Source organism: Nitrososphaera sp. (genome assembly GCF_036397675.1).
Lineage (GTDB): Archaea > Thermoproteota > Nitrososphaeria > Nitrososphaerales > Nitrososphaeraceae > Nitrososphaera.
In genome coordinates, this window is record NZ_DASWIL010000022.1 from 18403 (window position 1) to 33553 (window position 15151).

Below are 15151 nucleotides of genomic sequence, written 5' to 3' on the forward strand. Positions count from 1 at the left end.
CTTCCCAATACGGCGCAACTCCGGATACGGTAGTGGCACTATTCAGACCAAGGCAGTCTACTGAATCGGTACTGCCATTGGCACTTACCTCACTATTCTGACAATGTCGCAGCCTAGTATAGGGGTGTTATCTAGCAACTTGCCAGTTATGCAGCCTTGACCGGGTCCTGGGCTAAATCCAAAAGGATTGGCCTTTCCTGAATTATACTTTAGAACCAAGTCGACGAACCCATCGGAATTGACATCTGCAAGGCTAGCTTTAACCGGCGCTCTAAGGTTAGAGCCACCAAACTTGGGTGCATCAGTAGACAGCGGTGAGATGTCTATTGTATTTACCGCAAAGCTTGATGAACCAAGGACAGCAACAGTCACGGTCTTGTCGTTGTTTATGCTGATGGTATTCTTGGAGTCACCTGGCTTGATATCTACGACAACTTGAAGTCGTTGTATCGTTTGGTCTGGGCCTACCTGGAAAGTGATTCCGCCTGTTGTGATATCGATGGGGCCCGGATTACTTGATGGGGTACTGAAGGAAAAAGTGGTGGGATCAAACGTCAGAATAAAACCTGTTTGGACTGTAGCAGATGCGGTGGAACCATCTGCTCCAACAACTGTTACCTCTGCTGGTCCTTGAATTACCTGAGTCGTGACACTCCCACAGGTAGTGATAATGTCAGCACCAGCTCCGAGACTGTAGATCGCAGCTCCTTCACAGACACTGAATTGCGCCGGTGTAGAGCCACCTGATGCGTCCGCTACTATCTCAATTCCGTCAGGATATGGTGCATCGGTTACCGCCAGAATTTGGCTTCCTACACTGGTAACTGTTCCCGTCGTTGCTCCACCAGTTCCTGTATCGCCAAAGGCCGTAGAGAGTATGCAGGGAGAAATATCGGCGGTATCAAATATTCCATCTTCATCAGAATCGATTTCGGCAAAAGGATTACCCGTGAAATTGCCTTGGTTATCGAAGATTCCACAGTCGTTGTACATGGTGCCGGAGTTGGAGATGTCGCCAAAGTTGGTGAGGGTGCCGCCGTCATTAATGCCTAGGAGGGCTCCGGGATTGACGGTGACAATGCCGCTATCGGCAACGAAGAGGCTGCCGCCGTTGTTAATGTGGATAATGCCGCCGGGGTTCCCGAGGGTGAGCTCGCCAAGGCTGGCAACACCGAAGTGACCGCCGTTATTGATATCAAGGATGCCGTCAAAGTAAACAAAGAAATCGCTGTTGGCGTCGACACCGGCAAAGCCGCCGTTGTTGATGTCAAGGTCGCCTGTCATGGAGACAACCCCGCCATTGGCAGCAAAGAGTTCGCCGCTCTCGTTGACGGAGACATCCCCGAAAACGACGAGGTTAGAGAATTGGTCGACTACGACCTCGCCACCGTCGATGTCTAGGGAGCCGTCGGGTTGAACGTTTAGGAGGCCCGCGTTGTGAACAAAGATCTCGCTATTGTCACCGACTGACACACTCCCGTTGTTAATCTTAAGGATGCCTGAGAGATCGATTTCAGGATTAGAGACGATTATGTTTATGTTGTCGATGATATTGAGGGTGCCGCCGTTGTTAACATCGACCCCACCTGTTGAAGTAACTAGGAGTTGGCCGCCGCGAGTGACGACTAGGGTGCCCTCGACACGTAATGTCCTGACATCGCTGACGGATATGGTTTCAAATGCTGGAAGAACGGCGGTGACTCCCGTACGTATCTCCACGTCCGTAATTCCGTTTACTATGAGGCCATTATCAAGGGTACAAGTATTCGTATCCCCATTCCAAGTGCCTAGAAAATCGGGTTCACAGGTCCCACCATCGATGACAGCAAGGATCGGCAGAGCGTGTGCTTCCTGAATAAACCCCGGAGGACTTGCAAAAATAACCGCTGCGATCACAATAACAGATATGGGCAGCGCATATGTGAACGAATTGGGTCCTAAGTGTCTCCGTTTTCCTATCATGTCAGCCTGTATGTTTGACGGGTTTCTATTAAGGCAATATGTAAGAATATTCCGGCATTAGATTAGCTCCGGCGGAGGATCTCATTCTTCGCTCTTGAGAACGGGGTCCAAGGATAAGGCATAATCACTACTTATGTTAGGCAGGGAACCCGGATGGTTCTCTCCGTACAAGGTTTTCTGAACGATTCCCCGCAATTCTATTCATTTGAAGAATGAGCCAAATTTTGACTTGACCTTGCTAAGAGATTCCTCTGCCTTGCTAGTAACACCGTCGTCCTTCTCCTCATTCGCAGATTGATCGGCTTCAGGCTCGTTTGGATTGTGCTCATCGCAGTAGTACTTCCCGTCCACCAAACTAATGTGGTCTTTACAAAATGCCGCGCCACACAATTCGCACAGAGCCACTGTCTGCTTCTTGACAAGTTGAATGTCTTTTATCGTGAAGTGTCTTGGACATTGTGAAATGGTGTCGACAAGTACTGTTTTTGATGCTGCCAGAACCTTTCTCATGTATGTAACCTGCCCAGATTCAATATCCAGAGTCCATTTTGGCACGTAGATTAGCTGCGCTTTTCTTATCTGAACTTCATGGGCTTTCGCGATAACGAAGAAATTTCTTGAGTCCTCTCCATGTCTCGTTCTGACGTCATAGGAATCTTCTCTCTTGGTATCGTCTATTACCTGTTCTATCACACTCCGTTGTGCACTCTCTGTCCTCACAGTCGGCTTGAGCCGGCTTACGAAATATTCGGATGTTTGATAAACATCGTACTTCCGTTCGGGTCTGATGGTCGTCAGGTCCTCTGTTATCTGCTTCTCCTCTCTCTTAGCCTGCTTCTCCTCAGAAGTTTTGAACAATCCACCTAACTTTCTCGTAATGCTTTCCTTAGGATTGATTATCTCACCATCCAAGGCGTCCACTATGAATACGCCCGAAGCGTGAATACTATGTTTTCCGCGCGCCGGATCAAATCTAACAATATCTAGTTTCCACTCAAATCTGTAATAAGGATGTAAGATGAGGGCAGCTATTATTTTCGCTAACCCTGGATTGGCTAATTCGAGTTTGCTCACCTCTTGGTACGTAGCAGCTACCGGCAGCGAAAGATCCAAAGTGGTTTGTTGCCCGCTGCCAAGTCTGCCAAGCGTCATCGAGAAGAACCTTTCCTTGAGCTGGTCACCATCCCAACAATTGATGTTGTTACTGACGGCAAATTTTTCAGATTCAGATGAATAGACAGTATTTGTAACGAACAAGGCATCCTTTATTTTGAGAGAGGTGAGTTTGGTATGGAAATCTCTGAGTTCCTTAATACCAACGGCACGCGAAGGGTCGTAATTCTTGCACTCGACGGCTCGTAACCGGCTCCCTCTGGTTGCAAGGATGTCGATTTCATGTTTAACGCCGTACTTGTCGGCTAATCTCTGCCTTCTTTCTGTCGAAAAGCCCATCCTCTGGATGATCTTCTCGGTCATGTCTTCAAGATTCATTCCAAGTTGGTAGATCGACATTGGCTTTTCTTCGGCTATTTCTTCTTCCCCTTCTGTGGAAGTGACCGATTCTGGTACTACAGGATTAGCCGCGTCAGAGCCCTCACTAGGATTATTTGCCGCCGATACTCCGCCGGTCAACGCAGCCTGATCAGCCGTTCCAGCTTTCGATAGATTGAATCCACAATGTGGGCAAAACCTGGCGTTTTCCAATCCGAGTTGAGAGCCACACTCTGGACAGAATTTCAACGCGTAATTGTCGTGAACCGTCTTATTAGATATTTGTGTTAGTTAGGGCGAGAGCGGAGTAGCGACTATCTACTTCGGGCTACCATTCCTACCCACTCGCCGGACTTGTTCTTATACCATCTATTGTTAAACATGTCCCAATATGCCCCTTCCACTTTCGGATCGGGACGAAGATGCATTCGCAATCTTCCCTCTTTGTCGTATCTGTCGATGCAGCCACTTTCATAATGCATTTCGCTAACCCATCCCTTGGGAGCTTGTTCAGGTTCCCTGGAGGATGCCGCCTTGGTTTCTGCTGCGCTGGGGATCGCCTTAGTCCTAACGGGCGGAAACGCCTTCGATTCAAAATTCTGAGTCACTCCTAGGCCATTCTTGAGCGACTTAGAGCCTATCCCAAAATTATTGACACAGCAGTCGCAATTGCATGACAGGTACAGATTTAGCTTGATGCCACATCTGTCCCACATGTGACTCGCGTACATAGGAAGAAGAAAAAGCATCTTCCTACCATCAGGCGTATTCCAGACCATGTCTGGAACGAGGTTAAGGACATTCTACCTCAAGAAAAGCCGCCAGAAACGGTTGGACGTCCAGCAGTATCGTACAGAACTGTGCTTGACGGCATCCTGTATGTACTCAGGACTGGATGCCAGTGGAAGTCACTGCCAAAGGAGTATGGCTCCGGTTCCACCTGCCACAGGAGGTTCCAGGAATGGGTCAGGTCAGCGGTATTTCAGAAACTATGGGTAAGGCTGCTTGAGATATACGACGATGTCCGGGGAATAAAATGGAGATGGCAGTCACTTGACAGCGCATCTGTCAAGGCACCGTTAGGGGGGACAAGACAGGTGCTAATCCGACAGATAGAGGTAAGCTAGGTACCAAGAGGCACATACTGACCGACCAAAAGGGGGTTCCATTATCAGTTGTCATAACAGCTGCCAACACTCACGACATGAAAGCAGCTGTGGAAACGCTGGACCGTATAGTGGTCAAAAGACCCCGTCCAAGGAAATACAGGAGGCAGAACCTGTGCCTTGACAAGGGGTACGATTTCCCCGAGATAGAGCTAGAGGTTGTCAAGAGGAGGTACGTGTCGCACATCCGCCATAGAGGTGAGAAAAGGAGGAAGAAAGGACGCCACAACAAAAGAAGGCGGTGGGTCGTAGAACGAACCAATTCCTGGCATAACAGGTTTAGAAAGTTGCTCATCAGGTACGAGAAGAAATCAGAGAACTACCTTGGACTGGTGCAGCTGGCCTGCTGCATCATTGTTTACAGGAGGTTAATTTTGGGATAGGCTCTAAGTTCAATATCAGACATTTCGCAAAACCGGACGACCCCTGACAGCTTGATGCTTACCGAAGAGTAGGCTAGTCTTTTTCTCTGCTCTATTACAAAAGTCAATTAATCAGTCTTGGAGCTCTCTCTTTTCCATCGAAATAAAGTCGTCCAAAGTAGATATTTCTGCATGCTTCATGAAATCAAGTAGTCCAGCCACGTACGCGTTCTTTGTGTGTATGCTTTTTAGGGACGATATGAAGAGTTTGTATGCCCTTGAATCGATGTGAAGTGTCACGGGCATAATATAAGATTGGACGGCTATTATGTATCGATAATCGTCAAGACATTGGTTATTATATGACGACTTTGTAGGTGCGCTAACTTTGAACTGGCGAATCTTGGCGGTCCCGGCCAGCATCGTGCCTTTTGTCATCATATTTGTGACAACAAGCGTCTCGCCCCAGGATCTATTCGCCGTGGGCCTGATGCCCTTTGTGGCGGCTGCGCTTGCAGCCGTTACTAGGATAATGCTCCAGGCCTACAGGTTCAAGTACTTTATCCGCAAGTTCATAGGCCAAGACGTAGCCTCGCCCGGAAGGACGATGGCTGCCCGGCTTGCCGGCGAATTCGTGACATACACAACACCGTCATACGTGGGAGGCGAGTTCGTCCGGATTGCGTGGATGTCAAAGCAGGGCGTCCCGCCGGGCAAGGCGGCGTGGGTTGCGACTATGGAGATAATCGCCGACGTATTTGCAGTCACGATACTTGGCTTTATCGCTGGCTCTATTGCGATATTGCGTGGCGGCACGACAATAGGCATAACAGTCATTTTGCTGGCGCTTCCAACTTTTACGTTCTGGTTCCTCGTCATACTCTACTCTGCCAAGCGCAACATGCAGGTTCCGTTATTCATCGTGAGGATTGTGGAGCGGTTTGCACAGAAAAAGGCCGAGCGCTACGTAGGGCAGGTAAACAAGGCGCTTGGCGACCTGTGCACGATGAGCCGGGAGAACTTTGCCTCGACCAAGGTGATAAGGCCGTTTGTCGTGGGGCTCGGGATAACCTTTGTCTCGTACGTGGCCTACGGCGTATCGTTCCTAGTTCTTGCGGACACCATAGGTTCCGGCGTCGGGCTGTTCGATTCGCTGATGGCAGTTGCTGCTTCAAACGTGGTAGGCAACATCCCCATAACCATCGGGGGCTCGGGGCTGACGGAGCTTGGCATATGGGCTTACGTCTCTAACCTCTCGAGCATACCTGACCTGGAGACGATAGCCCAGGACTCAAAGCTGAACGTGATAATCGCCTGGCGTATTGCCTCCTACCACGTCCCGCTGGTCATAATGTGGATAGCGATAATGAAGCTTGCAATAGGGAAAAAGCCCGCAGAGCCTGCGCCAAGCATCTAGTCGTCGCCCTCGTCTTCCGACGATGAAGGGGTGGGCAGGTCAGACTCGACGTCCATCAGCGTCAGTTCCTTTATCTCAAAATTGTAAATAGCCTTCATGTCTAAGCCGAACTTGGTCTTGAGCAGTTCGACGACCTTGTTGCTCAGGGGTGCGGTGTAGACGCTAATCTTGAACTCGTAGACAAAGCCCTTCAGGAGATCGTTTAACTTGGTCGATTTGGGAAGGTTGATGCCCTCTATTATGACCCTGCCGTCTGGCATCGACTCGTACACCTGGATGTCGAGCCTAGAGTCCTTCTCGTATATCTCAAGTATGTAACCAGTCCTTGTCGTCACTCCGGGCTCGCCAAACTGGGCCGATTTTATCTCCTCCTCAGCCCACTTTGGTAGTCCTTCTTCCTGCGCTTCGGACTCCTTTGCCTTCGGCATGTGTCATCCGCATCTGGTTGGGCAGAGGATTTAATGTTTTCCCGCGGGATTCTGGTATTTCTGCACAAAGCACGGACGACCGTTATGTTGAATTTTTCTGAAGCCGATACCGTCTCAACACGCCTGACTAGTGTCTACAAAATATTAGCTGTTGGTTACTGAATGATGACACTTCAATTTAACGTCGTTTTCATAGGCTAGTTGGCATGACCAACTTTGCCAATAACTGGGTCCCGGACAACCGGCAGAACATGTCGGAGAGACTGAAAGAGAGCCTCGGACCGCAACAGCCGCTGAAACCAAGGATCGAGTTTGCCAAGAACAAGCTCCAGGCACAGAATCAGAAGCTTGACGCTATTTTGGAGAAACTCCGCGGTAAGGAGAAGAACCTCTTCAACCAGGTGGTCTCCTCACTGCAGAGGCACGACACACAAGCAGGAAGGATGGTGTCAAACGAGCTTGCGCAGGTTCGCAAGATCATAAAGACCATATCGCAACTGAAGATGGCGCTTGAGCAGATACAGCTACGCCTCGAGACGACGATAGACCTTGGAGACGTAATGGTAGCAATCGGGCCTGCAATGGGTGCGCTCACACGAGTGAGGTCGGGCCTTTCAGGTGTGATGCCAGAGGTCGACCGCGAGCTCGGAGAGATAAACAGCGTCTTCAGCGACATCATGATGTCTGCTGGCTCTCTTGGAAACACCTCGTTTGCCTTCGACGCGGCAGGAGAGGATGTCGACAGGATACTTGCCGAGGCAGGCGCAGTCGCAGAGCAGCGCATGAACGACAGCTTCCCGGACGTCCCGGTGGGCTCCTCGACAGGATACAGGACATCTGCAGGCGAGAACTCGCAGCAGTAAGCGGGTCTCTTTTCTCTTCTTTTTCTAATTTTTCTACTTTACCGTCACGGACTTTGCTAGGTTTCTTGGATAATCGGGGTTCGCGTTCTTGGCCAAGGCAAGATAGTACGCAAGCATCTGTAGCGGGATGACCTCAACAATTGGGTAGAAAGCCTCCTGTTCCATGTGCGGTATCTCGACAAAGTGGTCGTAGACGTCGTCCTTTGAGTCAGAGATGCCGATGACGGTTGCGCCCCTGGCCTTTATTTCATGCGCGTTGGAAATAGAGTCGCTGTGCGTGGCGTCTCCCGGGCTCAACATGACCACGAGGGTGTTCTTTTCCATGAGCGCAAGCGGGCCGTGCTTTAGCTCGCCTGCGGCCACGCCCTCTGCATGCACGTAGGCAAGCTCTTTCAGCTTGAGCGCGCCTTCAAGCGCAATTGGGTAGTGGGTAGATCTGCCAAGGAGGTAGATGTCATTCACGTCCTTTAGTTCGCCGGCCATCTTTTCAATCGCCGGCTGGCACATCGCGATTACTTTTTCGGCGGCCTCGACAAACTCGGCCTTTTCGCCGGCCTTCAGGCTGCCGCCTGCAAGCCTGTCAGTGACAGAATATGCAAGGGCGAGCTGGCCTGTAAAGCTCTTCGTCGCCGCGACTCCTATTTCTGGGCCGCAGTTGGTTGACAAAAAGCAGTCGCTGCCCCTTGCAAGCGAAGACGTCGTGACGTTTACTATCGCAAGCACCTTTGAGCCTCGGGCCCTTGCCATCTTGACCGACGCGAGCACGTCGGCAGTCTCGCCGCTCTGCGAGATCGCGATGATGGCAGAGTCAGCATCGACCGCCGCAAGGCCGTCCTGCGCCTCGCTTGACATCACGGTCTCGGCTCGCACCTTGGCAAAGTGGGCGAGCATCTGCTTGAATATGAGCGCAGAGTGGTAGGACGTTCCGCTACCTGTGATGTAGACTGTCTTGGCGCCTGCCAAGATCTCGCAGAACTTTGCCATCGCAGCCTCGTCCTGTCTTGCCGCGTTTGCTATAGTGAGGCGCTGGTCGTTTATCTCCTTGAGCGTGTAATGGGCGTACTTGCCCTTGTCGGCCTCTCCGAGCTCCCACGCCACCTGCGTTATCGGCCTTGCGACTGGCACGCCGTCAAAGCCAAAGATCTCCAGCCTACTGCTGTCGATTACCGCGATGTCACAGTTGTCAAGGAATATCGCCTTGTCCGTGTGCTGCAAAAACCCGAGAACGTCAGACGACACAAAGTAGCCGTCGTTTGCCACGCCTATTATAAGCGGCTCTTCATACCTTGCGCCGGCAATCGTGCCGTCTTGGAACGCCGCAACAAAAGCGTAACTTCCACGCAGGCACTTACACGTTTCGATCACGGCCTGCTTTACGTCCGTGCTGCGGTGCGCCTCAAGCAGGTGCGCAATCACCTCGCTGTCAGTCTCGGACGAGAAAACGTGGCCCTGCGCCGTCAATTCTTCTTTCAACTCCTTATAATTTTCAATGATGCCGTTGTGGACGACCGCGATGCTGTTCTTGCAGGCAGAATGGGGATGCGCGTTGCTGTCAGTGACTCCGCCATGCGTTGCCCATCTGGTGTGCCCGATGCCAATCAGGCCTGACATGTCGCTTATGCCGAGGCTCTGGTTGACTTCTGCGACCTTACCGGTGCCCTTGCGCACCATTAGGCTTCCGTCCTTTATCATGGCGACGCCGACGCTGTCGTAGCCCCGGTACTCCATCCTCTTCAGGCTGTCGACGATTATCGGGGCGGCAGATTGCCTTCCACTGTATCCTATTATCGAGCACACGCTAAACCACATTGAGGGTGATCATTTAAAACACTTGTGAATAAGTGTCTTGACCCCTATCTAGAATATTATAATTGTTTCTGCGTAAAATAAGGTTTAATATTGTATATTATGTTATACCACTATAAAGTATTATATAATTCACAGTGCTATAGCCCCCGTTGGCAAGAAAATCGCTCGTCACGGAATCTGACGGCCAGGTATCGGCAAAGAAGATAAAGATATTCCGGGACGTCGCCCAGATGCGCGTGCTTGCAAACCCCGTTGCGTGGCGGATAATGGAGCTCCTGTCAATTAAGTCCATGTACCCCGCGCAGGTGGCAAAGGAGCTGCGCATCTACGAGCAGAGCGCGTATTACTACATGCGCCGACTCGCGCAGGTGGGCGCAATCGAAGAAGCCGGGAGCAATTTTGTGCGGGGCGGCACCGCACGCCTCTATCACGCCGCGAGTCCCGCGTTTGGCGTCGAGCTCGGCTGGGGCCAGACTACCGTCGAGTCTCCGGGCGCAAGCCGCCACAAGAGCGCCCTGCGGTTTTTCGAGGGGTTTGTGAAAGACGAGTCGTTTGACGGGCTCATGATCGTCGGGGCGCCCGAGCCCCACGGCCCGTACAAGTCTTCTGCGCGTGACGGGCATTATGCCGTGCACCTTGCGTTTTTCCTGGGCACGATAACAAATGCTGCGCCTGGAGAGTTTGTGGTCAAGCTCGACGTGGACGCCAAGGCGGAAAAGGCGCTGTCCGGCCACAACCTGGTGTCTATAGGGGGCCCGGGCACCAACATCGTGGCTGCCGAGTTCAACCGCTACCTGCCTATCAGGTTTGACGAAGGCAATTTCTGGGCGGGACTTGTCGACAGGTCCGGCAGGCGCTACGGTTCTGACAACCACGGCCTTATTGCGAAAATCCGCAACCCCTACGACGAGTCTTCGAGCATGGTAGTGGTCGCCGGCGTGCGTTCGGCCGGCACAAAATCTGCGGTGATTGGCCTCACGACGTACAGCGAGGACGTGCTAAAGAAATTCAGCAGCAAGGAGGACTGGGCAGTCGTAGTCCAGGGTTTTGACATGGACGCCGACGGTAAGATAGACCACGTGGACGTCGTCAGCTAGGAGGCCGGCGTCGCTGCTGCGCCTTCCGGCGTAGATGGCGCTGCGACTTCAACGTGCACGAGTATCTGACCCTCCTCGTCCGTCCTGACGATGTATCCGGGCCTGTTGATCTTCCTGTTGCCTATCGAGACGTGGCCGTGACTGACAATTTGCCTTGCCCGGTACGGCGACTTGGCGCCCGACCTCTTCATGATTATCGTCTGTAACCTGCGCTCAAGCAGGTCCTCGACTTTTAGGTTGAGTATGTCGTCAAGCGTTGTGCCCTCTTTTGCAAGGCCTATTCTGGAGAGGAAGTTGAGCAGCCTCTTTTCCTTCTCTGCCCTGACCTCTGTGGTCGCTGCCAGGAGCGCCCGAGCCTGGTTGCGTATCCTTGCGACCTCTGTCTGAGCTGACCACAGCTCGCGCTTGTTCCTCAAGCCGTACGAGCCCATAATGTAAAGTTCAGCGTTAAGCTGGTCTGTAGACCAGATCCTTCTGGGCCTGCGGTACAACTTTTTCTGCTTTCTAGGATCTCCCAATCAGTCCACCTACTTTTTCTCTGACTCCTTTCCAGCAGGTTTGGCCGGGGCCGCACCTGCCGCTGGCTTTGCTGTCGGAGCTGCGCCTGCCGCGGGAGCCGCTGCAGGGCCCGCCGCACCTGCCGCTGGGGCTGCACCCGGAACCCCACCTGGCATCATCTTGACCTTCTTGACACCGACTGCACCACCCTTCCTGCCCGTCGTTCTGGTGCACTGGCCTCTTACCCTGAGGCCGAACATGTGGCGGTAGCCACGCCAACTCATGATGGTCTTTTCCCTGTCTATGTCGTTGCCTATCGAGAAATCAAGATCCGAAGTTATCAGGTGGTGCGTCGTGCCCGAGTCCATGTCCTTCTTCCTGTTGAGGTACCATTCCGGGACCCCCACCTTTGCTGGGTTGGCCAGGGCCTGCTCTATCTCTTTTATCTGGCTGTCTGTAAGAAACCCGACACGGGTGTTCGGGTTTATGCCAAGCGACTGCGTCAAAACTTGTGCGAAATTGTAACCTACGCCTTTAACATGGCTGAGGGCGACAAGCAATTTCTTGCTGCCTTCAACGTCTTTTCCGGCGATCCTGAGTATGTGCTTGTACTCCGAAGCGGACAAATCACCAAGCAAGCGTATATTCGGCAATAAAAACCATGCTGGGTTCTCTTGCGCGCGAAAACCTGCAATATTTGCAACAAATTGCCCGCTCCACCCGCTCCGGATGGCCGTTATTCAAAAGACGGGCAAGTTTTGTGAAAAAAATTGAACCGCATACGCGGTTTGGTTCATGTAAATCGTTATAAGCTGAACCCTTCCAAACAGTATGGAAACGATGCCGTCCAAGAAGCAGCCCGGCGCAAAAATGGTCTCAAAGCCTGCCAAGACCGAAGAAGATCTCGCTTACGAAGAATACATGCGCCAGCTTGAGCTTGCCGTTGAGAACCACTGAGAATCTTTAAATCTCTAACGATGCCAGCTTCTTTTCCATATCATGAGTTCCAAGTTTGACGATCTTGTCCACAAGTCGTACAGCTCACAACCCAAGTATAGCGAGGTAATGCCAGGCGTCCCCGAAGAATACAAGCAGCTAAAGACGCTTGGCGACCTCCTGAAGGTAAACTACAAACACGTGACAGTCGAAGAGCAGCTGCGCGGCAACCTCATTGCCAGGTTAAAGGCTGGCGAGCACCCGTACCCTGGTATCATAGGATACGACGACGACGTCGTGCCGGCAGTAAACCGCGCCGTTCTTTCCGGCCACGACATACTGCTGGTGGGGCAAATAGGGCAGGCCAAAACCAAGATGGCCGAGGCAATCGCGCGCAACCTGCTCTCGCCAATACCGATCGTCAGGGGGACTGTGACAAACGACATACCGACCCTAATCCCGGAAGATCACATGGTAGCGCTCCTGACCGGCAATGAAGTCGTCAGGACCGCGCCCGAGTTCACCGTGTCAAGAGAATGCGAAGACGTCATCAGGCAGGACAAGCTGGAAGCGAAAATAGACTGGGTTTCCGGCATCGACAGGTTCAAGTACATACTCTCGACGCCTGACATCTCTGTCAAGGACTTGGTGGGGCAGATAGACGCGATAAAGATTGCGAAAAAGGGCGTGGAACTTTACAGCATGGAGTCTTATTCTGCGGGGCAGCTTCTGCAAGCAAGGCACGGCATACTTTGCATCGACGAATTGCCGGTACTCGACCCGCGCAAGCAGGTGGCGCTCTTGAGTGTTTTGCAGGAAGGCAGGTTCACCACTGGCGCATATCCAGTAATATTCAGGCCGGACGTCAAGATAATAGCGACTGCAAATCCAATAGACTACACACACTCTGGCAAGATAATCGAGCCGCTGTTTGACAGGCTCAGGAGCCACGTCGACACTCATTATCCAAAGACCGTCGAGGATGAGATGATGATAGTGGTGCAGGAAACAAGAGTCGCAGAGACTCGGAACGTCTTTTTGCCCGTGTTCATGGTGAGGGCCATAGCCAAGATAACACAGATGACGCGTGCGCACAATGATGTCAACCATGACAAGGGAGTGAGCGTTAGGATGGCGGTGCACTCGATGGAGATGATGGTAGGAGAGGCCGAGCGCACACGCGCGATAATCCATGGGATGAAGGCTGTCCCGCGCTTTTGCGACATCCACTGCATCCACCAGTCATCCAAGTTTGAGCTTGCAGAGATGGAGGACACGCGGGAAAACCGCAGGGGCATCCTTGATTCGGTGATCGATTCAACATTGAAAGAAGTCTCGCTCGAGTACGTCTCAAAGCTGGCCCCGGAGCAGATTGCCAAGATGAAGAACGAGTTTGCCAAGAACAAGGCGTTCCAGGTCTCGCAGGTGCTCCCCGGCGGCAAAAAAATGGAAGGCGATTACGAATCGCAACTGTCAAAATTCCCGGCGCTCAGGCAGGCGGTCAACGAAACTGTGGCTGCAGTCAAGGAGGAACAAAAGCAGCTGGTCGAGCGCGCAAAGGAGCTTGGTATAGGCACCGCAAGCATCGCGGCGCAGGACCTGAACGGCGAGCTCACGGCGGCGGTAGCTGAGGTGATACTTGAAGGCCTCCGGCACACAGAGCCCCCGCTCCTTGACAAAAAGGACAACAGCTATGCCCTCTCGCAGTAAGCTGTCTGGCAGCAGGAAATACGTCTACTTCCCGCATGACAGGGAGGGCGAGCAACAGCAGCAGAAGCAGCAGGGCATTTCGGACCTGCCAAAGGACGTCATTGACAAGCTGCTGAAGACAACGGGCAGGGAAGCTCTGAGAGAAAAGACTCCGAACCTGCAGGAGCTGGAGCAGGCGCTGCAGGGCGCGGTCCAGTCAATGTCGGAGGGCAGGGAAGGCGACCAGCAGCAGAAGAAGGGCTCGCAGTCCGGCACAAAAGAGGAGGCCGGCGATGATATGCCGCTTGTGCGCAAGCTGATGCAGAAAGGGTACCTGAAGGACTCGCCCAAGTGGCTTTCGGGCAAGGGCTTTGTCAGCATCGGAGGCAAGATACTTGATGACGTGATGAAGGCGCTCAAGGCCGGCGATTACGGGATGCATGAGACGCGCGACTACGGGCAGGGCTCGATAGTGCTTGACACGAATAAAAAGTACGAGCCCGGCGACGACATCCGATTGCTGAACGTGCCAAAGTCGCTCTTGAACACCATCCAGCGCACGTCTAAGGGGGGCGGGGTGAAACTTCCATTACAGATAGACATCGAAGACTTTGAGGAATACGAGACGATGAGAGACGTGCGCGTCGCAGTCGTTTATTGCATCGATCTGTCTTCCACCATGCGCTACTCGTCGATGTACGGCGACATGAGCAGGATTGAAGCTGCAAAGCGAGCGCTGTGGAGCCTATATCTCCTGAACCGCAAGTTCTTTCCATCTGATTCCGTGTATGTAGTGGGGTTTGGTGCGCTTGCATCAAAGGTGCTTCCGCAGGACATACCCTACCTGAAGACGTTTGAGCCGGGCACGGACTTTTTGCACTACACCAACTACCAGGCCGCGTTCCGGCTCGCAAGCAAGATACTACAAAAAGACGGCGCCGAGAACAAACGCATAGTGCTCGTGACCGACGGCCACCCAAGCGCCTGCTTTATCGACGAAAAGGGCGAGCAGGACAAGATACTGTCGCAGCGTCCGTATTCTCATTTCTACACGCCAAACAAGGACACGCTTGACACGGTCAAGCAGAACCAGGACATGGAGCTTGACATTGCGTCTGGCGAGCTTGTGTATCTGTGCTACCGCTACAGGCAGGTTGATCAATATATCGGCGAGCGCACCTTCGTGGAAGCGAAAAAGTGCCACTCGATGAAGATAGACATCGACACGATAATGATAAGCGAAGAAGACTCGCTTCTCGGCTACGTGAACGAGATGGAAAAGTACGTCAAAGGCAGGTCATATTACATCAACCCTGCCGACATTGACAAGGTGTTGCTTACCGATTACCTAAAGAACAAGCGACAGCAGATGCTGCGGGCCCGGTCCTACTGACAAGCTTAATATAATGAGTTGAGAGAATTTTGGATAAGCA

General features: G+C 52.4%; 12 protein-coding genes and 1 pseudogene. 6 read left to right on the forward strand and 7 right to left on the reverse strand.

Annotation, left to right across the window (positions count from 1 at the left end; genetic code table 11):
• Positions 1 to 84: 84 nt before the first annotated feature.
• From VGA14_RS04270 to VGA14_RS09630, 3 genes and pseudogenes are all read right to left on the reverse strand, one after another.
• Positions 85 to 1962 (reverse strand): hypothetical protein, encoded by a 1878-nt coding sequence (locus tag VGA14_RS04270; RefSeq protein ID WP_331002509.1) that lies wholly within the window; start codon positions 1960 to 1962, stop codon positions 85 to 87.
• A gap of 201 nt (positions 1963 to 2163) precedes the next feature.
• The gene (locus VGA14_RS04275; protein ID WP_331002510.1) at positions 2164 to 3594 is read right to left on the reverse strand and encodes a restriction endonuclease; all 1431 of its coding nucleotides are present in this window, start codon (positions 3592 to 3594) and stop codon (positions 2164 to 2166) included.
• A 36-nt stretch (positions 3595 to 3630) separates the two neighbouring features.
• A pseudogene (locus VGA14_RS09630) lies at positions 3631 to 3702 on the reverse strand (zinc-ribbon domain-containing protein); the annotation flags it as partial.
• Between the two features lie 509 nt (positions 3703 to 4211).
• Between VGA14_RS09630 and VGA14_RS04280 the strand changes: the two are divergent.
• Positions 4212 to 5002, forward strand: a protein-coding gene (locus tag VGA14_RS04280) for an IS5 family transposase (protein ID WP_331002546.1) whose coding sequence is annotated in 2 segments (ribosomal slippage) — positions 4212 to 4542 and positions 4542 to 5002 — 792 coding nt in all. Because the reading frame shifts where the segments join, the coding sequence is not laid out codon by codon here.
• 367 nt (positions 5003 to 5369) lie between these two features.
• On the forward strand, positions 5370 to 6398 hold the full coding sequence (locus VGA14_RS04285) for a lysylphosphatidylglycerol synthase transmembrane domain-containing protein (RefSeq protein WP_331002511.1): 1029 nt from the start codon (positions 5370 to 5372) through the stop codon (positions 6396 to 6398).
• Here the strand turns inward: VGA14_RS04285 and VGA14_RS04290 are convergent.
• Positions 6395 to 6826 (reverse strand): hypothetical protein, encoded by a 432-nt coding sequence (locus VGA14_RS04290; protein ID WP_331002512.1) that lies wholly within the window; start codon positions 6824 to 6826, stop codon positions 6395 to 6397. The two genes, VGA14_RS04285 and VGA14_RS04290, sit on opposite strands and share 4 nt — an antisense overlap.
• Before the next feature lie 206 nt (positions 6827 to 7032).
• Here VGA14_RS04290 and VGA14_RS04295 point away from each other — a divergent pair, with 206 nt between their 5' ends.
• Positions 7033 to 7689, forward strand: coding sequence for a Snf7 family protein (locus VGA14_RS04295; protein ID WP_331002513.1), 657 nt, complete (start codon positions 7033 to 7035; stop codon positions 7687 to 7689).
• A gap of 33 nt (positions 7690 to 7722) precedes the next feature.
• Here the strand turns inward: VGA14_RS04295 and glmS are convergent, their stop codons facing one another.
• Positions 7723 to 9486, reverse strand: a complete 1764-nt coding sequence (gene glmS, locus VGA14_RS04300; protein WP_331002514.1) for a glutamine--fructose-6-phosphate transaminase (isomerizing) — start codon at positions 9484 to 9486, stop codon at positions 7723 to 7725.
• A 161-nt stretch (positions 9487 to 9647) separates the two neighbouring features.
• Here glmS and VGA14_RS04305 point away from each other — a divergent pair, with 161 nt between their 5' ends.
• Positions 9648 to 10595, forward strand: coding sequence for a hypothetical protein (locus VGA14_RS04305; RefSeq protein ID WP_331002515.1), 948 nt, complete (start codon positions 9648 to 9650; stop codon positions 10593 to 10595).
• Here VGA14_RS04305 and VGA14_RS04310 read toward each other — a convergent pair.
• Positions 10592 to 11113, reverse strand: a complete 522-nt coding sequence (locus tag VGA14_RS04310) for a 30S ribosomal protein S4 (RefSeq protein WP_331002516.1) — start codon at positions 11111 to 11113, stop codon at positions 10592 to 10594. The two genes, VGA14_RS04305 and VGA14_RS04310, sit on opposite strands and share 4 nt — an antisense overlap.
• Before the next feature lie 9 nt (positions 11114 to 11122).
• A complete protein-coding gene (locus tag VGA14_RS04315) occupies positions 11123 to 11719 on the reverse strand; it encodes a 30S ribosomal protein S13 (protein ID WP_331002517.1) in 597 nt (198 codons plus the stop codon).
• A gap of 373 nt (positions 11720 to 12092) precedes the next feature.
• On the opposite strand from VGA14_RS04315, the gene VGA14_RS04320 reads away from it, so the two are divergent.
• Positions 12093 to 13739 carry an AAA family ATPase gene (locus VGA14_RS04320; RefSeq protein ID WP_331002518.1) on the forward strand — a complete coding sequence of 549 codons (1647 nt, stop codon included), beginning with the start codon at positions 12093 to 12095 and terminating at the stop codon, positions 13737 to 13739.
• Complete coding sequence (locus tag VGA14_RS04325) at positions 13723 to 15111, forward strand: VWA domain-containing protein (RefSeq protein ID WP_331002519.1); 1389 nt, start codon at positions 13723 to 13725, stop codon at positions 15109 to 15111. The genes VGA14_RS04320 and VGA14_RS04325 overlap by 17 nt, the downstream gene beginning before the upstream one ends.
• The last annotated feature ends 40 nt before the right edge of the window (positions 15112 to 15151 follow it).